Genomic DNA, 22104 nt, shown 5'->3' with positions numbered 1-22104 from the left:
CCGGCGGGCGCCCCGGTGGAGCGCCCCCGATGATCTAGCTCAGTACTGCTCGGTCTCGACGTAGCGGCTGTCGTCGTCGTCGCTGTAGTCGCCGGCCACCGCGCTCGGGTCGAACCCGGGCGGGGAGTCCTTGAGCGCGAGCGTCATCTCGTGCAGCTTCTGCTTGACCTCTTCGATCGACTTGGCGCCGAAATTCCTTATATCGAGAAGGTCCTGCTCACTGCGGGCCACGAGCTCACCCACGGTGTGGATGCCCTCGCGCTTGAGGCAGTTGTAGGAACGAACCGTGAGGTTCAGCTCCTCGATCGGCAGCGCCAGATCGGCGGCGAGCGCGGCGTCCGTCGGGGACGGGCCGATGTCGATGCCCTCGGCCTCGACGTTCAGCTCGCGGGCCAGGCCGAACAGCTCGACCAGGGTCTTGCCCGCCGAGGCCACGGCGTCGCGCGGCTTCATGCTGGGCTTGGTCTCGACGTCGAGGATCAGACGGTCGAAGTCGGTGCGCTGCTCGACACGGGTCGCCTCGACCTTGTAGGTGACCTTGAGCACCGGGGAGTAGATGGAGTCGATCGGAATCCGGCCGATCTCCTGACCCGGCTGCTTGTTCTGCGCGGCGGAGACGTAGCCGCGACCGCGCTCGACGGTCAGCTCCATCTCCAGCTTCGCCTTGCCGTTCAGCGTGGCGATCCGCAGTTCGGGGTTGTGCACCTCGACACCGGCCGGCGGCGCGATGTCGGCCGCGGTGACCTCACCCGGACCCTGCTTGCGCAGGTACATCACGACGGGCTCGTCGTGCTCGGACGAGACGACCAGCTCCTTGAGGTTCAGGATGATGTCGGTGACATCCTCCTTGACCCCCGGCACGGTCGAGAACTCGTGCAGCACGCCCTCGATGCGGATGCTGGTGACGGCCGCCCCCGGAATGGAGGACAGCAGCGTGCGCCGCAGCGAGTTGCCGATGGTGTAGCCGAATCCGGGCTCCAGCGGCTCGATGACGAACCGGGAGCGGGTCTCTTCGAGGGACTCCTCGAGAAGAGTCGGGCGCTGAGCAATCAGCATGTGGTGATTCCCTTGTTCAAGTGGCGCCCGCTATTTGACGCCACTCCGATACATACAGCATAGATGCGGTACGGCTGTGCCAGCCGTACCGCATCCAACGAGCGACTACTTGGAGTAGAGCTCGACGATCAGCTGCTCCTGGACCTGCGTGTCGATCTGCTGGCGAACCGGGAGCTGGTGGATGAGGACTCGCATGGAGTCCGGCACCACGCCCAGCCAGGCTGGGATGATCTTGTCGCCCGCGGTCGCCCTGGCGACCTCGTACGGCAACAGGTTCCGCGACTTCTCGCGGACCTCGATGATGTCGTGCTCGCGCACCCGGTACGACGGGATGTCGACCTTCTTGCCGTTCACCAGGATGTGGCCGTGGCGCACCTGCTGGCGAGCGGCATCACGCGACTCGGAGAAGCCCGCGCGGTAGACCACGTTGTCGAGACGGCTCTCCAGGATCTGGAGGAGGTTCTCGCCGGTCTTGCCCGACTTGCGGTTGGCTTCCACGTAGTAGTTGTGGAACTGCTTCTCGAGAATGCCGTAGATGCGGCGCGTCTTCTGCTTCTCACGAAGCTGGAGCTGGTACTCAGACTCCTTGGGACGCCCGCGGCCGTGCTCACCCGGAGGGTAAGGACGGATTTCGATGGGGCACTTCGCGGACTCACACTTCTTGCCCTTGAGGAAGAGCTTGGTCTTCTCACGACGGCAGAGCTTGCAGTCCGCTCCGGTGTAACGAGCCATTTCTCTGTTTTCTCCTGGGGCTCAGACGCGCCGGCGCTTGGGCGGACGGCAGCCGTTGTGCGGGACCGGGGTGACGTCCTGGATCGAACCCACCTCGAGGCCGGTGGCCTGGAGGGAGCGGATCGCGGTCTCACGGCCGGAACCCGGACCCTTGACGAACACGTCGACCTTGCGCATGCCGTGCTCCATGGCACGGCGCGCGGCGTTCTCCGCAGCCATCTGAGCGGCGAACGGGGTGGACTTACGGGAGCCCTTGAACCCGACGTGGCCGGCACTGGCCCAGGAGATCACGTTCCCCGTCGGGTCAGTGATCGAGACGATCGTGTTGTTGAACGTGCTCTTGATGTGGGCGTGCCCGTGAGCGACGTTCTTCTTTTCCTTGCGGCGCACCTTCTTGGGTGCACCCTGGCGGCTCTTAGGAGGCATGTAGCGCTATCTCCGAAAGGTGGTCGGTCCTGCTGCGCGGGACTACTTCTTACCGGGCTTCTTCTTGCCGGCCACGGTCTTCTTCTTGCCCTTGCGGGTGCGTGCGTTGGTCTGCGTGCGCTGACCGTGCACGGGGAGGCCGCGGCGGTGTCGGATGCCCTGGTAGCAGCCGATTTCAATCTTGCGTCGGATGTCAGCCTGAACTTCGCGGCGGAGGTCGCCCTCGATCTTGAAGTTGGCCTCGATGTAGTCACGCAGCGGGACGAGTTCCTCGTCCGACAGCTGGTGAACCCGCAGGTCCCCGCTTACGCCGGTGGCCGCGAGGGTCTCCAGCGCACGGGTGCGGCCGATTCCGAAAATGTAGGTGAGAGCGACCTCGAGCCGCTTGTCGCGGGGGAGGTCGACGCCAACCAGGCGAGCCATGGTCGGGCATTCTCCTTCTTTGTGGCGGAGGTCTTGCGCCTCACTTCCCCTCCCCAATGCCCGGAGCGAGGGCCCCGGCCTCCGACCGGGGGTCTCCCGCGTGGTACGGCTTACGCCGCCTGCACGGGTGTGACGCGCTATTACGTTTGCACGGCCCCATGGGACGAGCCCGCTACGAGAGCGGACTCAACGGGGCCATGCGGCGACTAGCCCTGGCGCTGCTTGTGGCGCAGGTTGTCGCAGATCACCATGACGCGACCGTGCCGGCGGATCACCTTGCACTTGTCGCAGATCTTCTTGACGCTCGGCTTGACCTTCATAGTCCTCGTTGTTCCTCAGACGGCTTTACTTGTATCTGTAGACGATCCGCCCACGACTCAGGTCGTAGGGGCTCAGTTCGACGACAACCCTGTCGTCAGGCAGGATCCGGATGTAGTGCATCCGCATCCTCCCGCTGATGTGGGCCAGGACCTTATGGCCGTTGTCGAGTTGCACCCGGAACATCGCGTTCGGGAGCGACTCAACCACAGTGCCCTCGATCTCGATGGCGCCGTCTTTCTTGGCCATGTCCCTCGCGTTTCACTGATCGGTCGTCTGAGGCATCGGATCACTACGCAGCCGCGACCACGCGAACTTCGAGAGAGCGGCGGCCGAATTCGGCCGCCGATGCGCAATGGTCATAGTGAGCCGACAAAGAAGTGTACGGCACCGGTGCAGAAATGCGAAACGCACGGACCGATGTCAGGACACCACCGCTAAGGCTACCGCACACGGGGACCGTGCCCGCACACCTCTGGTACCGCCGATACCGGAGGTGAGCGGGCACGGTGGGCCTATCGCCCAAAGATCAGTTACCCACCCGCTTCCCCGCCAACTGCGACCAGCGGTAAAGAGTGTGTCTCTTGCCCCACAAAAGGGTTCATACGACGGAGGACCCGCCGATGACCGAAGTCATCGACGGGTCCTTCCAGGTCAGAGACACCCCGCCGGGGCGACGAAGACGCCTGGAAGACGTCGGGCCGGCCGTCGGACGAGGAGCCGGGTGAGGACTCACCCTCGCGCACCCGGATGTCGAAGTCGCGGGTCGAAGTGCCGGCAGGACCGCGCTCTCACCGGCGCGCGTGGATCATTACCGGTTCCGCCCCTTACCGGCGCCCGCGGAGATGGTCGCCACCAGCAGAACCACTCCCCAGGGACCCATCACCCACAGCGGCCACGGATAGACCATGTTTCCCCCGGTCACGCCCACGATCAGCCAGATCACCCAGTTGATGCCGCTGGCCGTGCCCCAGGCCGCCCAGGCCGCCCGCATGCCCTTGTCCGCGTTGCCGGTCTTGGCCGGCTTCGAGGCGGAACGGCGGGCGAGGGCTCGCATGTCGGTGTCCGGCAGGTCCGCGGTGAGCACCTGGAGCTCGCCGTACGTCTTGCTCTGGTAGAGCTGTTCCAGGCGTTCGTCGAACTCCTCGACGGTCAGCCGGCCCTGCGCGTAGTGCTCGCGCAGCAGACCGGCCACCCGGTCGCGGTCAGAGTCGGACGCCCTCATCTCCGGGCTTGACGCCATCATCATTCACTCCCGCGCCGAGAAGGTCGCTGAGGCGTTGTTCGCCCCCATCGAGGGCAGTGAGCACCCATGGCCCATTATGTGTCACGGCGACGCTGTGTTCGAAGTGGGCGGACGGCTTTCCGTCGATGGTCACCACGGTCCAGTCGTCGCCCAGCACCTTGGTCCGGTCGGTGCCCAGATTGACCATGGGCTCGATCGCCAGGCACATCCCCGCCTCGAACTTGGGCCCGCGTCCCGGCTTGCCGTGGTTCGCCACCCAGGGGTCCATGTGCATCTCGGTGCCGATGCCGTGCCCGCCGTACTCCTGAGGTATGCCGTAACGGCCCTGAGTACGCACGTAACGCTCGACCTCGTGGCCGATGTCGGAAAGGTGCCGCCCTACCGTGAGCGCCGCTATGCCGCGCCACATGGCCTCCTCGGTGACCCGCATCAGCTCGGTCAGCCGGGGATCGACCTCGCCCACCGCGACCGTGATGGCCGAGTCCCCGTGCCAGCCCTCAAGGATCGCGCCGCAGTCGATGGAGATGATGTCGCCTTCGGCCAGCCTCCGCGCGTTCCTCGGGATGCCGTGGACGACCTCGTCGTTGACCGAGGCGCAGATGGTGGCGGGGAAACCCTGGTAGCCCTTGAAGGACGGGATCGCGCCCTCGGCCCGGATCGCCTTCTCCGCGATCGCGTCCAGGTCGAGCGGGGTCATCCCGGGCTCCACCGATCCGCGGAGGAGCTCCAGAGTGCGCCCGACAACGAGACCCGCCGCCCGCATCTTGTCCAGTTGCTCCTGCGACTTGATCTGAATTCCATGCCTGTTCTTCTTGAACACCTACGGCACCCCCTGGGGTGGTTGAACGGGCGATACGGGTTCCCAATTCCCCCGATTCTGCCCTAAACGACAACACGCCACTCATGGGACGAACCCCATTGAGTGGCGTGTGCGACACCTATGTCAGTCGGTGAAGGGTCTCAGAGCCTCCATCGCCCGCTGGGTGATCTCCTCCACCGGGCCGGTCGCGTCGACGCCGACCAGAATGCGCTCACCGGCGTAGAAGGCGACCAGCGGCGACGTCTGCTCCTGGTAGACCTCCAGCCGGTGGCGGATCGTGTCTTCCTTGTCGTCGTCGCGCTGGAAGAGACGGCCGCCACAGGCGTCGCAGACGTCGTCCACCTTGTCGTCGAACTCCACGTGCCAGATACGCCCGCACTGGGAGCAGGTGCGCCGCCCGGCCAGACGCCGGACGACCTCCTCATCGTCCACGACGAGCTCCAGCACGATGTCCAGCCCGGCGTTCCACTCAGCGAGCATCTTCTTCAAGATCTCGGCCTGGGGCACGTTACGGGGGAAGCCGTCGAGCAGGAACCCGTCCTGCGCGTCGTCCTCCGCCAGCCGGTCGCGGACCATCGCGATGGTCACCTCGTCGGGTACGAGGTCGCCGCGGTCCATGTACTCCTTGGCAAGCCTGCCGAGATCCGTGCCGCCCGATACGTTGGCGCGGAAGATGTCCCCTGTCGAGATCTTCGGGATGGACAGGTTCGATGCGATGAACTGGGCCTGTGTCCCCTTGCCCGCTCCGGGGGGCCCGACCAGGACGAGGCGCACTACTTCAGGAAACCCTCGTAGTTACGCTGCTGCAGCTGGCTCTCGATCTGCTTCACGGTGTCTAGCCCAACACCAACCATGATCAGAATGCTCGTCCCTCCGAACGGGAAGTTCTGACTCGCACCGGCCACCGCGAGCGCGACGATCGGCACCATGGAGATCAGGCCCAGATACAACGCACCCGGCGCGGTTAGGCGAGTGAGCACGTAGTTGAGGTACTCAGCCGTCGGCCGGCCCGGACGAATGCCCGGGATGAATCCACCGTACTTCTTCATGTTGTCGGCGACTTCAACGGGGTTGAAGGTAATCGACACGTAGAAGTAGGTGAAGAACACGATCAGCAGGAAGAAGGTCGCCATGTAGACGGGAGTGTCACCCGTGGCCAGGTTCGTGGAGATCCACTGAACGACCACGTTGGGTTGCTCCTGGCCGGCGAACAGCGTGGTGACGAGCTGCGGCAGGTAGAGCAGCGACGAGGCGAAGATGACGGGGATGATGCCCGCCTGGTTGACCTTGAGCGGGATGTACGTCGAGGTCCCGCCGTACATCCGGCGTCCCACCATGCGTTTCGCGTACTGCACGGGGAGGCGGCGTTGGGCCTGCTCGACGAAGACGACGGCGGCGATCATGAAGACGCCGACCACCATCACCGCGGCGAAGGCGAAGCTGTTCTGCCGGAAGATGTTGACCAGCTCGGCCGGGAAGACCGCGATCACCTGGGTGAAGATCAGAATGGACATGCCGTTGCCGACGCCGCGGTCGGTGATGAGCTCACCGAGCCACATGATCACGGCGGTGCCCGCGGTCATCGTGATGACCATCGTCACGACGGTGAAGACGTCGTCGTTGAGGAGCACGTCCTCCTGGCACTGCTGGAAGAGCTGACCGGTCCTGGCGAGCGCGACGAACGCGGTCGACTGAAGGATCGAGAGGCCGATGGTCAGATAACGCGTGTACTGCGTGATCTTGGCCGTGCCGGCCTGGCCCTCCTTCTTCAGGGCCTCAAGTCGTGGAATGACCACGACCAGCAGCTGCAAGATAATGCTCGCGGTGATGTACGGCATGATGCCGAGCGCGAACACTGAAAGTTTCAGCAGCGCGCCGCCGCTGAACAGCTGCACCATGCCGTAGATGTTGCCGGCGTCGCCCGCCTGTGCCTGTTCCAGGCATCGACGGACGTTCTCGGCGTTGACGCCGGGAGTCGGGAGAACCGAGCCGAGCCGGAAGAGCGCGATGATGCCCAGCGTGAAGAGCAACTTGTTGCGCAGGTCCGGCGTACGGAACGCTCGGGTAATCGCGGTCAGCACGGTCCCTCCTGCGCGCCTGAAAGGCGATATCGGTCAGCGATGGTGCGAGGGTGCATGGAATGTCTCTGTCATCGAGTCATTTCTACACGGGACACTTCGGCGAAACGCCCCGCTGCCCAGCGAACTCTAACGCACTATGGGCGCGGGAGCCCATAACGAGCACCCGCGCCTCATAATGACGGCTACAGCTCGGTGGTCGAGCCCCCGGCGGTGGCGATCTTCTCCTTGGCTGACGCGGAGAAGGCGTGCGCCTGCACGTTCACCGCGACGGAGATATCCCCAGTACCCAGGACCTTGACGAGCTGATTCTTCCGGACAGCGCCCTTGGCGACCAGGGCCTCGACGGTGACGTCGCCACCCTCGGGGAACAACTCGCCGAGTTTGTCCAGATTGACGACCTGATAGGTCGTCTTGAAGAGCGCGTTGGAGAAGCCCTTCAGCTTCGGCAGCCGCCGCTGGAGCGGAACCTGACCACCTTCGAAGCCGAGCGGCACCGACCTGCGCGCCTTGGTGCCCTTGGTGCCACGACCGGAGGTCTTGCCCTTGGACGCCTCGCCCCGGCCCTTGCGGACCTTGGACTTGTTGGCGCCACGAGCAGGACGCAGGTCGTGAATGCGGAGCGGACTGTTCTCAGACATGACTAGTCGACCTCTTCCACCTCGACGAGGTGCGTCACCACGGAGACCATGCCACGGATCTCCGGGCGGTCCTCCTTGACGACGACATCGCCGATTCGCTTCAGGCCAAGCGAGCGCAGCGAGTCACGCTGGTTCTGCTTGCCGCCGATCTTGGAGCGTACCTGCTTGATCTTGAGACGCGCCATCGACTAGCTCACCGCCTTCGCAGCGGCCGCGGCCTCGGCGATGCCCTCGGCGCGAGCCTTGAGCATGGACTTCGGCGCCACGTCCTCGATCGGCAGGCCACGACGGGCGGCGATCTCCTCAGGGCGCGAGAGGCCCTTCAGCGCCGCCACCGTGGCGTGCACGATGTTGATCGGGTTGTCCGAGCCGAGCGACTTGGACAGCACGTCGTGGATGCCGGCGCACTCCAGGACAGCGCGCACCGGGCCACCCGCGATGACACCGGTACCGGCCGAGGCGGGACGCAGGAGCACGACTCCGGCGGCCTCCTCACCCTGCACGGTGTGCGGGATGGTGCCCTGGATGCGCGGCACCTTGAAGAAGTGCTTCTTGGCCTCTTCGACACCCTTGGCGATCGCCGCGGGCACCTCCTTGGCCTTGCCGTATCCGACGCCGACCAGGCCGTTGCCGTCACCCACGATGACCAGGGCGGTGAAGCTGAAGCGCCGTCCGCCCTTGACGACCTTGGCCACTCGGTTGATCTTCACGACGCGCTCGATGTAGGAGACGCCCTTGTCGGCGGCGCCACCGCGGCGATCGTCACGACGGTCTCGCCGCTCGCCACCGCCACCGGCGCCGCGGCGCGGAGCTGCAGCCATCAGTGGTTCCTCTTCTCGTTGCTCATACGACGGACCATCAGTTGCGATCCTCGGGAAAGAGTCATCAGAACTCCAGCCCGCCTTCACGCGCGCTGTCCGCGAGGGCCGCGAGGCGCCCCGCGTAGCGGTTGCCACCACGGTCGAAGACGACTGAGGTGATCCCGGCAGCCTTGGCCCGCTGAGCGAGAAGCTCGCCGACCTTCTTCGCCTTGTCGGTCTTGTCCCCTTCGGCCACCCGCAGCGAGGAGTCCATGGTGGACGCGCTCACCAGAGTGTGACCCTGGGTGTCATCGACGATCTGCACGAACAGATGCCGGGTCGAACGGTTGACGACCATGCGCGGACGCTGGTCGGTACCGACGACCTTCTTGCGGACTCGGCCGTGTCGGCGGGCCCGCGAGACGGCGCGGGCGGCCGTGTGCTTGCCGAACGCAGTCTTGGGAGCCATGCCTACTTACCAGCCTTTCCGACCTTGCGGCGGATTACTTCGCCCTGGTAACGCACGCCCTTGCCCTTGTACGGGTCAGGCTTGCGCAACTTACGGATGTTGGCGGCGACCTCGCCGACCTTCTGCTTGTCGATGCCGTCCACGTGGAACAGAGTCGGCCGCTCGACGCGGAAGGTGACGCCCTCGGGGGCGTCCACGATCACCGGGTGACTGAAGCCCAGCGAGAACTCGAGCTGAGTCGAGCCCTTCGCCTGGACGCGGTAACCGACACCCACGATCTCCAGCGACTTGGAGTAGCCCTCCGTGACACCGGCCACCATGTTGGCGATCAGCGTCCGAGAGAGCCCGTGCAGCGCACGGATCTTGTTCTCGTCGTTGGGGCGGGTGACGGCGATGGTGCCGTCATCGGCGCGAGCCACATTGATGGGCTCGGCTACCGTGTGAGAAAGCGTGCCCTTTGGCCCCTGAACCCTGACATCCCGGCCGTCGATGGTGATCTCGACACCGTTCGGTACGGGGATGGGCAGCCGTCCGATTCGCGACATGCTGAAATTCCTCCCCTCGTTACCAAACGTAGGCGAGGACTTCCCCGCCCACACCACGCTTGCCGGCCTGCTTGTCAGTCATGAGCCCGCCGGACGTCGAGATGATCGCGACGCCCAGCCCGCCCAGGACGCGAGGCAGGTTGTCCTTCTTTGCATAGACCCGCAGACCGGGCTTCGACACCCGGCGCAGGCCAGCGATAGACCGCTCACGCGTGGGCCCGAACTTGAGCTCCACCACGAGGCTCTTCCCGACCTTGGCGTCTTCGACGTTCCAGGTCTGGATGTAACCCTCCTGCTGGAGGATCTCGGCGATGTGCGCCTTGATCTTCGAGTACGGCATGACCACACTCTCGTGGTATGCCGAGTTCGCGTTTCGCAGACGAGTCAACATGTCTGCGATCGGGTCGGTCATCGTCATGGCCGGTGGCCTTCCTCGCCGCGGTTTCCTTTAGGACCTACGGCGTGGTCATGGGCGCCATTGCGGCACCCGGTGAATACGACTTCTTACCTACGGCTGGGCTCTACCAGCTGGACTTGGTGATGCCCGGCAGCTCGCCCCGGTGCGCCATCTCACGGAAGCACACGCGGCACAGCCCGAACTTGCGGTAGACCGCACGGGGCCGTCCGCAACGCGAGCACCGAGTGTACGCCCTCACATCGAACTTGGCCTTGCGCCCCGCCTTGGCGATCAGCGACTTCTTCGCCATGATCCGGCCTCTCCTATGCTTCCTTGAACGGGAATCCGAGGAGCTTCAGCAGCGCCCGGCCCTGGTCATCGTTCGTCGCGGTGGTCACCACAGTGATGTCCATGCCCCGCTGCCGGTCGACCTTGTCCTGGTCCACCTCGTGGAACATGACCTGCTCGGTGAGACCGAAGGTGTAGTTGCCGTTGCCGTCGAACTGCTTCGGCGACAGGCCGCGGAAGTCACGGATACGCGGCAGGGCCGTGGACAGCAGACGGTCCAGGAACTCCCACATGCGGTCGCCACGAAGCGTGACGTGGGCGCCGATCGGCATGCCCTCACGCAGCTTGAACTGCGCGATGGACTTGCGGGCCCTGGCCACGGCCGGCTTCTGACCGGTGATCGCGGTGAGGTCGCGGACCGCGCCCTCGATCAGCTTGGAGTCGCGGGCGGCTTCGCCCACCCCCATGTTGACCTTGATCTTGGTCAGGCCGGGCACCTGCATGATGTTCTCGATACCGAACTGCTCACGCAGCTGCGCGATGATCTCTTCGCGGTAGCGCTGCTTGAGGCGCGGGAGCGTGCGCTCTGGTGTCGTGGCGGTCATCAGTTGTCCTCACCCGACTTGTCGGCCTCGTCGGCCTTCTTCGCGGGCTTCTCGTCCTTGGCCGGCTTGTCATCCTTGAGCTTCTTGACGTTGCTCACGTGGATGGGGGCCTCCATGGTCTGCACGCCGCCGGTCTTGGCGCCGCGCGGGCCCTGGTGGGTCTCCTTGGCGTGCTTCTTGATCATGTTCACGCCCTCGACGACCACACGCTGGTCGCTCGGACGTGCCAGGATCACACGACCCTTGGCGCCCTTGTCCTTACCTGCGATGACCTGAACCAGGTCACCCTTCTTCACGTGCAGCTTCGCCATTACAGCACCTCCGGAGCGAGCGAGATGATGCGCATGAACTTCTTCTCGCGCAGCTCGCGGCCGACCGGACCGAAGATACGCGTGCCCCGAGGGTCACCGCTGTCCTTGATGATGACCGCGGCGTTCTCGTCGAAGCGGATGTAGGAGCCGTCTGGGCGGCGGCGCTCCTTACGGGTACGCACCACGACAGCCTTGACGACCTCACCCTTTTTCACACCACCGCCGGGAAGGGCATCCTTCACCGTGGCGACGATGATGTCGCCGATACCCGCGTAGCGCCGACCCGAGCCGCCGAGCACGCGGATGCAGAGAATCTCCTTGGCACCCGTGTTGTCGGCGACCTTGAGTCGCGACTCCTGCTGGATCACGTCAACTCCTGTGTGTCGCGCCGGTTCTCACCATCTGACGGTGAGCCTTGCGGAACTTCCTGTGGTCTTGATCCCCCGGCGACAGCCGTACGGCCCGCTGGACCGTACGCCCGCCGCCGCAGGCGGCGCGGGAGCTCTCGCTCCCGCGCCCTTGGACGTCTTCGTGGGGAGGACCCCCACGGGACGCGTTACTTCGCCTTCTCAAGGACCTCCACGACGCGCCACCGCTTGGTAGCGGACAGCGGCCGGGTCTCCATGAGCAGCACGCGGTCGCCGACACCACACTCGTTGGCCTCGTCGTGCGCCTTGTACTTGGTCGTACGGCGGATGACCTTGCCGTACAGCGGGTGCTTCACGCGGTCCTCGACGGCGACGACGACGGTCTTCTCCATCTTGTCGCCGACGACGAGACCCTCACGGGTCTTGCGGTAGTTGCGCGCGCGCGCCGCGTCGTCCTTCTCCGTGGTCTCAGCCATCGCTCGGCTCCTTCACTTCCGTGATGATGCCAAGCTCCCGCTCCCGCATCACGGTGTAGATACGGGCGATCTCTCGACGGACGGCGCGGAGCCGCCCGTAACTCTCGAGCTGGCCGGTCGCCGACTGGAAGCGGAGGTTGAACAGCTCCTCCTTGGCTTCCTTCAGCTTGATGACCAGCTCGTCCTTGTCCTGCTGACGCAGATCAGCGGCGGTCAGGCCCTGTGCCATCACGCCTCACCCACTTCTCGCTTGACGAAACGGCACTTCATGGGCAGTTTGTGCATCGCGCGCCTGAGGGCCTCACGGGCCACAGGCTCGGCCACACCGGACAGCTCGAACATGACGCGGCCCGGCTTGACGTTGGCGATCCACCACTCCGGCGAACCCTTACCGGAACCCATCCGGGTCTCGGCAGGCTTCTTGGTGAGCGGACGGTCCGGGTAGATGTTGATCCAGACCTTTCCGCCACGCTTGATGTGGCGGGTCATCGCGATACGAGCGGCCTCGATCTGGCGGTTGGTCACATAGCTGTGCTCAACGGCCTGAATGCCGAACTCGCCGAAGACGACCCTGGTGCCGCCCGTGGCCATGCCGTGACGGTCGGGCCGGTGCTGCTTGCGGTGCTTGACCCTGCGTGGGATCAGCATGGTCAGCTCCCCTCAGCACCGGGCTGCTCCGCCGGGCCGGACTCGGGCGCCCCTGCGGGCGCGGTTGACTCGGTCTTCGGTCCACGACCGCCGCCACCGCTGCGCGGGGCGCCGCCGTCGCGACCGCCGCGGCCGCCGCGGCCACCGCCACCGCCGCGAGCCGGCCGATCGGTGCGGTCCCTGCGCTGCCCGGCGCGGGCGCCGGCCGCGGCTGCTGCCGCCGCCTCACGCTCGGCGCGGGAGGTCGGGGCCTCACCCTTGTAGATCCACACCTTCACGCCGATCCGACCGAAGGTGGTGCGGGCCTCGTAGAAGCCGTAGTCGATGTCCGCCCGGAGCGTGTGCAGGGGCACGCGGCCCTCGCGGTAGAACTCCGAACGGGACATCTCAGCGCCACCGAGGCGACCCGAGCACTGCACCCGGATGCCCTTGGCGCCGCTCTTCATCGCCGACTGCATGGCCTTACGCATGGCCCGGCGGAAGGAGACACGGCTGGACAGCTGCTCCGCCACGCCCTGGGCGACGAGCTGCGCGTCGATCTCGGGGTTCTTGACCTCGAGAATGTTGAGCTGAACCTGCTTCTTGGTCAGCTTTTCGAGATCGCCACGGATACGGTCCGCCTCGGCGCCGCGGCGGCCGATGACGATGCCCGGCCGTGCGGTGTGGATGTCGACCTGAACCCGGTCGGTGGTCCGCTCGATCTCTACCTTGGAGATGCCGGCCCGCTCCATGCCCTTCTGCAGCATGCGGCGGATCGACACATCCTCGGCGACATAGGCCTTGTAGAGTTTGTCGGCGTACCACCGACTCTTGAAGTCGGTCGTGATGCCGAGGCGGAACCCGTGCGGGTTAACCTTCTGGCCCACTAGCGGGTCCTTCCCTTCGGCTTGCCCTGGCCCTCAGGCCGGGACTCGACGATCACTGTGATGTGGCTCGTCCGCTTGTTGATCCGATAGGCACGGCCCTGGGCGCGGGGACGGAACCGCTTGAGCGTCGGGCCCTCATCGACCCACGCACGGCTCACGACCAGCGTCTCGCGGTCGAGCTTGTTGTTGTGCTCTGCGTTCGCCATCGCGCTCGAGAGCACCTTGAAGATGGGCTCGCTCGCCGCCTGGGGAGCGAACTGCAGCACGGCCTGCGCCTCCGAAGCGGGCAGCCCGCGAATAAGGTCCACCACGCGGCGGGCCTTCTGGGGCGTGACGCGGACGAACCGCGCCTGAGCCCTGGCTTCCATCGCTTACTCCTCTGACCTTCTGAAGGCGTTTATCGCCGGCTGCGGCGGTCTTCCTTGACATGGCTGCGGAAGGTTCGCGTAGGAGCGAACTCGCCCAGCTTGTGGCCGATCATCGACTCGGTGATGAACACCGGGACGTGCTTGCGGCCGTCGTGTACGGCGATCGTGTGGCCGAGCATGTCGGGCACGATCATGGAGCGCCGCGACCACGTCTTGATGACGTTCTTGGTGCCCTTTTCGTTCTGGACGTCCACCTTTTTGATCAGGTGGTGGTCCACGAAGGGGCCCTTCTTAAGGCTACGTGGCATTTCGGCTGCTCCTACCGCTTCTTCCTCTTGCTCCGACGACGGATGATCAGCCGGTCGCTTGACTTGTTCGCCTGGCGGGTACGACCCTCCGGCTTACCGTTCGGGTTAACCGGGTGGCGACCGCCGGAGGTCTTGCCCTCACCACCACCGTGCGGGTGGTCGATCGGGTTCATGGCGACACCGCGGACGGTCGGGCGCTTGCCCTTCCAGCGGTTACGGCCGGCCTTACCGATGTTGATGTTCGCCTGCTCGGCGTTGCCCACCTGGCCGACGGAGGCCCGGCAGCGCACGTCGACCATGCGCATTTCGCCGGAGGGCATACGCAGCGTGGCGTATTGCCCCTCCTTGGCCAGGAGCTGGATCTGCGCTCCCGCGGAGCGGCCCAGCTTGGCGCCGCCGCCCGGCCGGAGCTCCACCGCGTGGATGAAGGTACCGGTCGGAATGTTGCGCAGCGGCAGGCAGTTGCCGGGCTTGATGTCGGCCCCGGGGCCGTTCTCGACGCGATCCCCCTGCTTGAGGCCGGTCGGCGCGATGATGTAGCGCTTCTCGCCGTCGGCGAAGTGCAGCAGCGCGATACGGGACGTGCGGTTGGGGTCGTACTCGATGTGAGCGACCTTCGCCGGGATGCCGTCCTTGTCGTTCCGCCGGAAATCGATGATCCGGTAGGCGCGCTTGTGACCGCCGCCCTGGTGCCGGGCGGTAACCCGGCCGTGGACGTTGCGGCCACCCTTGCTGTGCAGGGGAGCAAGCAGCGACTTCTCAGGCGTGCTACGCGTGATCTCGGCAAAGTCCGAGACGCTCGCGCCGCGTCGACCAGGAGTCGTCGGCTTGTATTTACGGATGCCCATCTTTTTCGTTCATCCCTCGTCGGTTCTGGCTTCTGGCTAGTCGGCGGCTCAGCCGACCTGACCGAAGATGTCGATCCGGTCGCCGTCCACCAGGCTCACGATCGCGCGCTTGGTGTCGGGCCGCTTGCCGAAGCCCTGCCGGGTGCGCTTGCGCTTGCCCTGCCGGTTGATGGTGTTCACGCTGGTGACCTTGACGCCGAAGATCTGCTCGACCGCGATCTTGACCTGGGTCTTGTTCGCGGTCTTCTTCACCAGGAACGTGTACTTGTTGTGCTCATCGATCAGGCCGTAGCTCTTCTCAGAGACAACCGGCTTGATGATGATGTCGCGCGGGTCGGCGATCTTCTCCATCAGGCGTCATCCTTCCCGCTGTTGCTCAGCCGCGCCACGACCTGGTCGTACGCCTCCTGGGTGAAGACCAGGTCGTCGTTGCAGAGCACGTCATAAGTGTTCAGCTGACCGGCGTCCAGAAGGTGGACGTCGGGCACGTTACGCAGGCTGAGCCAGGTGAGCTCGTCACCCTCGTCCACCACGACCAGCACGGTCCTGGCCTGCGTGATCTTCCGCAGCGACTCGATGGCCGCCTTGGTCTTGGGGGTCTCGCCGGTCACCAGTCCGCTGACCACGTGGATCCGGCCGCCGCTCGCGCGGTCGGACAGAGCGCCACGCAGGGCCGCCGACTTCATCTTCTTCGGCGTCTTCTGCGCGTAGTCACGCGGAAGGGGACCGTGGACGACGCCGCCGCCGGCGAACTGCGGGGCGCGGGTCGAACCCTGACGGGCCCGGCCGGTGCCCTTCTGCCGGTACGGCTTCTTGCCGCCGCCGCGGACCTCGCCACGCGTCTTGGCCTTGTGGGTGCCCTGCCGGCGAGCGGCGAGCTGGGCTACGACGACCTGGTGGATCAGCGGGATGTTGACCTTCGTGCCGAAGATCTCCGCCGGCAGTTCGACGGAGCCGGTCTTCGCACCGCTCAGGTCGAGGACGTCTACCGTGCTCACTTGGCAGCCCCCTTCTTGGTGGCGGTACGGATCATGACCAGGCTGCCGTTGGCGCCGGGAATCGCACCCTTGATCAGGATGAGACCCTTCTCGGCGTCCACGGCGTGCACCTTCAGGCTCTGGATGGTGGTGCGGATGTTGCCCATCCGACCCGCCATGCGCAGACCCTTGAAGACACGGCCCGGAGTGGCACAGCCGCCGATGGAACCCGGCGAGCGGTGCTTGCGCTGGGTACCGTGCGAGGCGCTCAGGCCCTTGAAACCGTGGCGCTTCATGACACCCGCGAAGCCCTTGCCCTTGCTCTTGCCCGTCACATCGACGAACTGGCCGGCTTCGAAGGTGTCGGCCAGCAGTTCCTGACCGATGGTGTACTCGTTGGCGTCGTCCGTACGGACTTCGGCGAAGTAACGGCGCGGGGTGATGTCGTGCTTGCGCAGGTAGTCACCCAGCGGCTTGTTGACCTTGCGCGGGTCGACCTGTCCGAAGCCAAGCTGGATGGCCGAGTAACCGTCGTTGTCGGCGGTGCGGACCCGGGTCACCACGCACGGACCGGCCTCGACGACGGTGACCGGGACCATCCGGTTGTCCGCGTCGAAGACCTGGGTCATGCCGAGCTTCTTGCCCAGGACGCCCTTGATCTGGTTAGCCATGTCAGTGCGTTCCCTCAGAGCTTGATCGAGATGTCGACGCCAGCCGGAAGGTCGAGCCGCATGAGCGAGTCGACCGTCTTCGGCGTCGGATCGATGATGTCAATCAGCCGCTTGTGCGTGCGCATCTCAAAGTGCTCGCGGCTGTCCTTGTACTTGTGCGGCGAACGGATGACGCAGTACACGTTCTTCTCGGTCGGCAGCGGCACCGGGCCCGCGACCTTCGCGCCGGTCCGCGTCACCGTCTCGACGATCTTCTTGGCCGAACTGTCAATGACCTCGTGGTCATAGGCCTTAAGCCGGATGCGGATCTTCTGTCCCGCCATAGTGGCCTCGGTGTCCTTCGCTGTCGTCCTGTGAAAGCATCATGCGGCGTGTCGCCGTCATTGCCGGCCCTGCCAACCCTCTCCGTGATCTTGCAGGTGTTTCGATCGAGTCGAAACCGCTGCGAGATCACGGCCCGGTTCGCGTGGGCCAGGAGCGCCGGTCATATGGGCCGGCGGCCCCTCGTGGTTCGGCGGTCGGTCCCCGGTTTCCCTGGGGCCGACCGCCGGCCCGCGATCGAACTACTTGATGATCTTGATTACGTTACCGGCGCCGACGGTGCGGCCACCCTCACGAATCGCGAACTTGAGGCCTTCCTCCATCGCGATCGGCTGGATGAGGTTCACGACCATCTCGGTGTTGTCACCGGGCATGACCATCTCGGTGCCCTCGGGCAGGTTCACGACTCCGGTCACGTCAGTGGTCCGGAAGTAGAACTGCGGGCGGTAGTTGTTGAAGAACGGTGTGTGGCGGCCGCCCTCGTCCTTGGCCAGGATGTAGACCTGGGCCTCGAACTCGGTGTGCGGGGTGGTCGTGCCCGGCTTGATGATGCACTGGCCGCGCTCGACGTCCTCACGCTTGATGCCGCGCAGGAGCAGGCCGACGTTGTCTCCGGCCCGGCCCTCGTCAAGGAGCTTGCGGAACATCTCGACGCCGGTGACGGTCGTCGTGGTGCCCTTCTCCTTGATGCCGATGATGTCGACGGTCTCGTTGACCTTGACGATGCCGCGCTCGATACGGCCGGTCACGACGGTGCCGCGGCCGGTGATCGAGAACACGTCCTCGATCGGCATCAGGAACGGCTTGTCGATGTCACGAACCGGCTCGGGGACGCTCTCGTCCACGGCGTTCATGAGCTCGATGATGCTGTCGCCCCACTTGGTGTCGCCCTCCAGCGCCTTCAGCGCGGAGACGCGGACCACCGGCAGGTCGTCGCCGGGGAACTCCTGAGCCGAGAGCAGCTCACGAACCTCGAGCTCGACGAGCTCCAGGATCTCCTCGTCGTCCACCATGTCGGACTTGTTGAGAGCGACGACGATGTAGGGAACGCCGACCTGGCGCGCCAGGAGCACGTGCTCCTTGGTCTGCGGCATCGGGCCGTCGGTCGCGGCGACCACGAGAATCGCGCCGTCCATCTGCGCGGCACCCGTGATCATGTTCTTCACATAGTCGGCGTGACCGGGGCAGTCGACGTGAGCGTAGTGACGCTTCTCCGTCTGGTACTCGACGTGCGCGATGGAGATGGTGATTCCACGCGCCTTCTCCTCGGGAGCCTTGTCAATTTTGTCGAACGGAGTCGACTCATTGATGTCGGGGAAACGGTCGTGAAGCACCTTGGTGATCGCCGCGGTCAGAGTGGTCTTGCCGTGGTCGATGTGCCCAATGGTGCCGATGTTCACGTGCGGCTTGGTCCGCTCGAACTTGGCCTTGGCCACTGGTCTTTCTCCTTAGAGATTCTGACTGGACTTCTTCTCACTCGGGCTCGAGGCCGGTGTTATTCGCCTCGCGCCTTCGCGACGATCTCCTTGGCGATGCCCGGGGGCACCTCCGAGTAGGAGTCGAACTGCATGCTGTACACGGCCCGGCCCTGGGTCTTGCTTCGCAGGTCACCCACGTAACCGAACATCTCCGACAGCGGGACGAGGGCCGTGATCACCTTGGCCCCGGTCCGGTCTTCCATCGCCTGGATCTGCCCGCGGCGACCGTTGAGGTCACCGATGACGTCACCCATGTAATCCTCGGGCGTGAGGACCTCGACGGCCATCATCGGTTCCAGGATTACGGCGTCCGCCTTGCGCGCGGCCTCCTTGAAGGCCATCGAGCCGGCGATCTTGAAGGCCATTTCCGAGGAGTCGACGTCGTGCGCCGCACCGTCGGTGAGCGTCACCTTCACGCCCACCATCGGGTAGCCGGCCAGCACGCCGAACTCGGCTGCCTCCTGAGCGCCCGCGTCGACCGAGGGGATGTACTCCCTCGGGATGCGGCCGCCCGTGACCTTGTTGGCGAACTCGTAGCCGTCGTTGCCTTCGCCCAGCGGCTCGAGGTTGATGATGACCCGCGCGAACTGACCCGACCCACCGGTCTGCTTCTTGTGGGTGTAGTCGACCTTCTCCACCTTGCGGCGGATGGTCTCGCGGTAGGCCACCTGCGGGCGGCCGACGTTGGCCTCGACCCGGAACTCGCGCCGCATGCGGTCGACGAGGATCTCCAGGTGCAGCTCGCCCATGCCCCAGATGACCGTCTGACCGGTCTCTTCGTCACGACGGACCTGGAAGGACGGGTCCTCCTCGGCCAGCCGCTGGATGGCGGTGCTGAGCTTCTCCTGGTCGCCCTTCGTCTTGGGCTCGATGGCGACGTTGATGACAGGCGCGGGGAACGTCATCGACTCCAGCACGACCTGCTTCGTCGGGTCGCACAGGGTGTCGCCGGTGGTGGTGTCCTTCAGACCCATCACGGCGACGATCGACCCGGCCTTCGCGAACGGGCGCTCCTCGCGCTTGTTCGCGTGCATCTGGTAGATCTTCCCGATCCGCTCCTTCTTGCCCTTCACGGAGTTGACGACCCCCGTGCCGGTCTCGAGCGTGCCCGAGTAGATGCGGATGTAGGTGAGCCTGCCCAGGTGCTGGTCGCTCATGATCTTGAACGCCAACGCGGAGAAGGGCTCATCCGGGTCGGGGTGCCGCTCGACGAGTTCGTCCTCCTTGCCGACCGCATGTCCCTTGATGGCCGGGATGTCAAGCGGGGCGGGGAGGTAGGCGACGATCGCGTCGAGCAGGGGCTGCACGCCCTTGTTCTTGAAGGCGGTGCCACACAGGACCGGGTTGAGCGCGCTCGACACGGTGGCCCGGCGGATCGCGGCGGCAAGCTGCTCCTCGGTGGGCTCGATGCCCTCCAGGTAGAGCTCCATCAGCTCGTCGTCGTTCTCCGACACGGTCTCGATGAGCTTGTCGCGCCATTCGCGGGCGGCGTCGAGGTGGTCGGCCGGGATGTCGAGGGTGTCGTACATCTCACCCTTGGCAGCCTCGGTGCTCCACACCAGCGCCTTCATCTTCACCAGGTCGATGACGCCCTTGAAGTCAGCCTCGACACCGAGCGGGAGCTGGATGACCAGCGGAGTCGCGCCCAGACGGGTCACGATCATGTCCACGCAACGGTGGAACTCCGCGCCGACCCGGTCCATCTTGTTGACGAAGCAGATGCGCGGCACGCCATACCTGTCGGCCTGACGCCAAACGGTCTCCGACTGAGGCTCAACACCCGCGACCGCGTCGAACACCGCGACGGCACCGTCGAGAACGCGCAGCGAGCGCTCCACCTCGACGGTGAAGTCCACGTGGCCGGGCGTGTCGATGATGTTGATCGTGTGATCCAGCCAGCTACAGGTCGTCGCGGCGGAAGTGATGGTGATGCCGCGCTCCTGCTCCTGCTCCATCCAGTCCATCGTGGCAGCGCCCTCGTGGACCTCACCGATCTTGTAGTTGATACCGGTGTAGAACAGGATGCGCTCAGTCGTCGTGGTCTTGCCCGCGTCGATGTGGGCCATGATCCCGATGTTGCGGACCATCGCCAGGTCAAGAGCGGTCGTGGTGGCCACTTCTCTCGCGTCCTCGTCGTCTCGTCTAGATGCTGGGAACTACCAGCGGTAATGGGCGAAGGCCTTGTTGGACTCGGCCATCTTGTGCGTGTCCTCGCGCCGCTTGACACTGGCGCCGAGGCCGTTGCTCGCGTCGAGCAGCTCGTTCATCAGCCGCTCGGTCATGGTCTTCTCGCGGCGGGCGCGGGAGTACTGCACCAGCCAGCGGAGCGCCAGCGTGGTGCTGCGCGCCGCGCGCACCTCCACCGGCACCTGGTAGGTGGCGCCACCGACCCGGCGGCTGCGCACCTCCAGGGTGGGCTTGACGTTGTCGAGCGCACGCTTGAGGGTGACCACGGGGTCGTTGCCGGTCTTGTCGCGGCAACCCTCAAGGGCGTTGTAAACGATCGTCTGCGCCAGCGAACGCTTGCCGCTCATCAACACCTTGTTGATGAGAGCGGTGACCAGCGGGGAGCTGTACACCGGGTCGGCGACAAGCGGCCGGCGACCTGCGGGGCCCTTACGCGGCATGTCAGCTCTTCTCCTTCTTCGCGCCATACTTGCTACGGGCCTGCTTGCGGTTGCGGACACCCTGGGTGTCCAGCGAACCACGGATGATCTTGTAGCGAACACCCGGCAGGTCCTTAACACGACCGCCGCGCACGAGCACGATGGAGTGCTCCTGAAGGTTGTGACCGACACCCGGGATGTAGGCCGTGACCTCGATGCCGTTGGTGAGCCGCACACGGGCCACCTTGCGGAGCGCCGAGTTCGGCTTCTTGGGGGTCGTGGTGTACACACGCGTGCAGACACCGCGCCGCTGAGGGTTCTGCTTGAGCGCCGGAGTCTTGGTCTTGGTGACCTTGTCCTGGCGGCCCTTGCGGACCAGCTGCTGAATCGTGGGCACCGCGTCTCCGTTCGTACTCTGGCCGGTGTTTCGTCATTTGGTCGGGCAGATCCGCCGTGCCGATGACACGGTTTCTCGCCCAAGTCGTTCATTTGCAGGTTCTGCCGGTGTCATGACCTGCTGTTTTTCCTCCCGCTCCGACCCACGCGGTCGGGTGTGTCGCGCTCTTGCCACACCACACCCTGCGAAGCCGGACTCCGGGAAGAGACCACGCCACGCTCTCAGCCTCCAGAGGAGACTCTTACGAGCGCACGCATGAAAGCCCATGAAGCCACGGGCACGAAGGGAAAGACTACCAGCCCAGCGCAGGACGTCAAAACGACCGCACTCCCGGCCGTTCACTTGCGAGCGACCGTGGCTTTCGTGCCGTGACCTCGCGCCCGGATTCCCCGGCCGCAATAGGCCCGGAGGAAAGCATACCTGCTACTTCCCACTCCCGAGGCCATTCACCACACGGGTCGTCGTACGGCGTGCCGTACCGGAAGCGCCGGGCACACGCCTCGGCTCGCCGTACGGGAGACGCCGGGCACATGCCGCGGCTCGCCGTACGGGAAAAGCGCGGGGCGGCCCCGCCCCCCAAGGTGGGGGGGGGCCCCCGGGGGGCGGCCCCGGTGTGG

35 protein-coding genes are annotated in these 22104 nt (G+C 65.4%); all 35 read right to left on the bottom strand.

What is annotated here, in order from left to right:
- Positions 1-39: 39 nt before the first annotated feature.
- Complete coding sequence (locus tag MBA17_RS28265; RefSeq protein ID WP_238499639.1) at positions 40-1056, bottom strand: DNA-directed RNA polymerase subunit alpha; 1017 nt, start codon at positions 1054-1056, stop codon at positions 40-42.
- A 105-nt stretch (positions 1057-1161) separates the two neighbouring features.
- Positions 1162-1788: a 30S ribosomal protein S4 gene (gene rpsD, locus MBA17_RS28260; protein ID WP_238499638.1), complete on the bottom strand. Its 627-nt coding sequence runs from the start codon at positions 1786-1788 to the stop codon at positions 1162-1164.
- A gap of 21 nt (positions 1789-1809) precedes the next feature.
- On the bottom strand, positions 1810-2214 hold the full coding sequence (gene rpsK, locus MBA17_RS28255) for a 30S ribosomal protein S11 (RefSeq protein ID WP_091090131.1): 405 nt from the start codon (positions 2212-2214) through the stop codon (positions 1810-1812).
- Positions 2215-2256: 42 nt separating this feature from the next.
- Positions 2257-2637: a 30S ribosomal protein S13 gene (rpsM, locus tag MBA17_RS28250; protein WP_238499637.1), complete on the bottom strand. Its 381-nt coding sequence runs from the start codon at positions 2635-2637 to the stop codon at positions 2257-2259.
- Between the two features lie 206 nt (positions 2638-2843).
- Entirely contained in the window at positions 2844-2957 is a 114-nt protein-coding gene (gene rpmJ / locus MBA17_RS28245) for a 50S ribosomal protein L36 (RefSeq protein ID WP_003956441.1), read from the bottom strand.
- Positions 2958-2982: 25 nt separating this feature from the next.
- Positions 2983-3204 (bottom strand): translation initiation factor IF-1, encoded by a 222-nt coding sequence (gene infA / locus MBA17_RS28240; protein WP_012887858.1) that lies wholly within the window; start codon positions 3202-3204, stop codon positions 2983-2985.
- A gap of 562 nt (positions 3205-3766) precedes the next feature.
- Positions 3767-4180 carry a DUF1707 SHOCT-like domain-containing protein gene (locus MBA17_RS28235; RefSeq protein WP_238499636.1) on the bottom strand — a complete coding sequence of 138 codons (414 nt, stop codon included), beginning with the start codon at positions 4178-4180 and terminating at the stop codon, positions 3767-3769.
- Entirely contained in the window at positions 4161-5021 is an 861-nt protein-coding gene (gene map / locus MBA17_RS28230) for a type I methionyl aminopeptidase (RefSeq protein WP_238499635.1), read from the bottom strand. The genes MBA17_RS28235 and map overlap by 20 nt, the downstream gene beginning before the upstream one ends.
- A gap of 123 nt (positions 5022-5144) precedes the next feature.
- The gene (locus MBA17_RS28225) at positions 5145-5795 is read right to left on the bottom strand and encodes an adenylate kinase (protein WP_238499634.1); all 651 of its coding nucleotides are present in this window, start codon (positions 5793-5795) and stop codon (positions 5145-5147) included.
- Positions 5795-7102: a preprotein translocase subunit SecY gene (gene secY, locus MBA17_RS28220; protein WP_238499633.1), complete on the bottom strand. Its 1308-nt coding sequence runs from the start codon at positions 7100-7102 to the stop codon at positions 5795-5797. Before secY ends, MBA17_RS28225 begins: the two co-directional genes overlap by 1 nt.
- Positions 7103-7284: 182 nt before the next feature.
- On the bottom strand, positions 7285-7740 hold the full coding sequence (rplO, locus tag MBA17_RS28215) for a 50S ribosomal protein L15 (protein ID WP_238499632.1): 456 nt from the start codon (positions 7738-7740) through the stop codon (positions 7285-7287).
- A 2-nt stretch (positions 7741-7742) separates the two neighbouring features.
- Entirely contained in the window at positions 7743-7925 is a 183-nt protein-coding gene (gene rpmD / locus MBA17_RS28210) for a 50S ribosomal protein L30 (RefSeq protein ID WP_238499631.1), read from the bottom strand.
- Positions 7926-7928: 3 nt separating this feature from the next.
- On the bottom strand, positions 7929-8561 hold the full coding sequence (rpsE, locus tag MBA17_RS28205) for a 30S ribosomal protein S5 (protein WP_238499630.1): 633 nt from the start codon (positions 8559-8561) through the stop codon (positions 7929-7931).
- Positions 8562-8625: 64 nt separating this feature from the next.
- Positions 8626-9009, bottom strand: coding sequence for a 50S ribosomal protein L18 (gene rplR / locus MBA17_RS28200; protein ID WP_238499629.1), 384 nt, complete (start codon positions 9007-9009; stop codon positions 8626-8628).
- 2 nt (positions 9010-9011) lie between these two features.
- Positions 9012-9554: a 50S ribosomal protein L6 gene (gene rplF, locus MBA17_RS28195; protein ID WP_238499628.1), complete on the bottom strand. Its 543-nt coding sequence runs from the start codon at positions 9552-9554 to the stop codon at positions 9012-9014.
- Positions 9555-9573: 19 nt separating this feature from the next.
- The gene (rpsH, locus tag MBA17_RS28190; protein ID WP_238499627.1) at positions 9574-9972 is read right to left on the bottom strand and encodes a 30S ribosomal protein S8; all 399 of its coding nucleotides are present in this window, start codon (positions 9970-9972) and stop codon (positions 9574-9576) included.
- 103 nt (positions 9973-10075) lie between these two features.
- Positions 10076-10261, bottom strand: a complete 186-nt coding sequence (locus MBA17_RS28185; protein ID WP_238499626.1) for a type Z 30S ribosomal protein S14 — start codon at positions 10259-10261, stop codon at positions 10076-10078.
- A 13-nt stretch (positions 10262-10274) separates the two neighbouring features.
- Complete coding sequence (gene rplE, locus MBA17_RS28180; protein ID WP_238499625.1) at positions 10275-10844, bottom strand: 50S ribosomal protein L5; 570 nt, start codon at positions 10842-10844, stop codon at positions 10275-10277.
- A complete protein-coding gene (gene rplX / locus MBA17_RS28175; RefSeq protein WP_238499749.1) occupies positions 10844-11146 on the bottom strand; it encodes a 50S ribosomal protein L24 in 303 nt (100 codons plus the stop codon). Before rplX ends, rplE begins: the two co-directional genes overlap by 1 nt.
- Positions 11147-11154: 8 nt before the next feature.
- Entirely contained in the window at positions 11155-11523 is a 369-nt protein-coding gene (rplN, locus tag MBA17_RS28170; protein ID WP_238499624.1) for a 50S ribosomal protein L14, read from the bottom strand.
- Between the two features lie 188 nt (positions 11524-11711).
- On the bottom strand, positions 11712-11999 hold the full coding sequence (gene rpsQ / locus MBA17_RS28165; protein WP_238499623.1) for a 30S ribosomal protein S17: 288 nt from the start codon (positions 11997-11999) through the stop codon (positions 11712-11714).
- Positions 11992-12228 (bottom strand): 50S ribosomal protein L29, encoded by a 237-nt coding sequence (gene rpmC / locus MBA17_RS28160; protein ID WP_238499622.1) that lies wholly within the window; start codon positions 12226-12228, stop codon positions 11992-11994. The genes rpsQ and rpmC overlap by 8 nt, the downstream gene beginning before the upstream one ends.
- Positions 12228-12647, bottom strand: coding sequence for a 50S ribosomal protein L16 (rplP, locus tag MBA17_RS28155; protein ID WP_238499621.1), 420 nt, complete (start codon positions 12645-12647; stop codon positions 12228-12230). The genes rpmC and rplP overlap by 1 nt, the downstream gene beginning before the upstream one ends.
- 2 nt (positions 12648-12649) lie before the next feature.
- Positions 12650-13513 carry a 30S ribosomal protein S3 gene (rpsC, locus tag MBA17_RS28150; RefSeq protein ID WP_238499620.1) on the bottom strand — a complete coding sequence of 288 codons (864 nt, stop codon included), beginning with the start codon at positions 13511-13513 and terminating at the stop codon, positions 12650-12652.
- On the bottom strand, positions 13513-13881 hold the full coding sequence (gene rplV / locus MBA17_RS28145; RefSeq protein ID WP_238499619.1) for a 50S ribosomal protein L22: 369 nt from the start codon (positions 13879-13881) through the stop codon (positions 13513-13515). Before rplV ends, rpsC begins: the two co-directional genes overlap by 1 nt.
- Positions 13882-13910: 29 nt before the next feature.
- Complete coding sequence (rpsS, locus tag MBA17_RS28140; protein WP_238499618.1) at positions 13911-14189, bottom strand: 30S ribosomal protein S19; 279 nt, start codon at positions 14187-14189, stop codon at positions 13911-13913.
- An 11-nt stretch (positions 14190-14200) separates the two neighbouring features.
- On the bottom strand, positions 14201-15037 hold the full coding sequence (gene rplB, locus MBA17_RS28135; protein WP_238499617.1) for a 50S ribosomal protein L2: 837 nt from the start codon (positions 15035-15037) through the stop codon (positions 14201-14203).
- 48 nt (positions 15038-15085) lie between these two features.
- Positions 15086-15388 carry a 50S ribosomal protein L23 gene (gene rplW / locus MBA17_RS28130; RefSeq protein ID WP_238499616.1) on the bottom strand — a complete coding sequence of 101 codons (303 nt, stop codon included), beginning with the start codon at positions 15386-15388 and terminating at the stop codon, positions 15086-15088.
- On the bottom strand, positions 15388-16035 hold the full coding sequence (rplD, locus tag MBA17_RS28125; RefSeq protein ID WP_238499615.1) for a 50S ribosomal protein L4: 648 nt from the start codon (positions 16033-16035) through the stop codon (positions 15388-15390). Before rplD ends, rplW begins: the two co-directional genes overlap by 1 nt.
- Positions 16032-16685, bottom strand: a complete 654-nt coding sequence (gene rplC / locus MBA17_RS28120) for a 50S ribosomal protein L3 (protein ID WP_238499614.1) — start codon at positions 16683-16685, stop codon at positions 16032-16034. The genes rplD and rplC overlap by 4 nt, the downstream gene beginning before the upstream one ends.
- A 14-nt stretch (positions 16686-16699) precedes the next feature.
- On the bottom strand, positions 16700-17008 hold the full coding sequence (gene rpsJ / locus MBA17_RS28115; protein WP_012887830.1) for a 30S ribosomal protein S10: 309 nt from the start codon (positions 17006-17008) through the stop codon (positions 16700-16702).
- Between the two features lie 240 nt (positions 17009-17248).
- Positions 17249-18442 (bottom strand): elongation factor Tu, encoded by a 1194-nt coding sequence (tuf, locus tag MBA17_RS28110; protein ID WP_238499613.1) that lies wholly within the window; start codon positions 18440-18442, stop codon positions 17249-17251.
- Positions 18443-18501: 59 nt separating this feature from the next.
- A complete protein-coding gene (fusA, locus tag MBA17_RS28105) occupies positions 18502-20601 on the bottom strand; it encodes an elongation factor G (protein WP_455432871.1) in 2100 nt (699 codons plus the stop codon).
- A gap of 39 nt (positions 20602-20640) precedes the next feature.
- A complete protein-coding gene (gene rpsG / locus MBA17_RS28100; protein ID WP_238499612.1) occupies positions 20641-21111 on the bottom strand; it encodes a 30S ribosomal protein S7 in 471 nt (156 codons plus the stop codon).
- Position 21112: 1 nt separating this feature from the next.
- Positions 21113-21487, bottom strand: coding sequence for a 30S ribosomal protein S12 (gene rpsL, locus MBA17_RS28095; RefSeq protein ID WP_238499611.1), 375 nt, complete (start codon positions 21485-21487; stop codon positions 21113-21115).
- Positions 21488-22104: the final 617 nt, after the last annotated feature.

This window comes from Dolomitihabitans soli (assembly GCF_022213955.1).
GTDB lineage: Bacteria > Actinomycetota > Actinomycetes > Streptosporangiales > Streptosporangiaceae > Streptosporangium_A > Streptosporangium_A soli.
The sequence above is the reverse complement of the archived record's forward strand: the minus strand, read 5'-3'. Positions and strand labels throughout refer to the sequence as shown.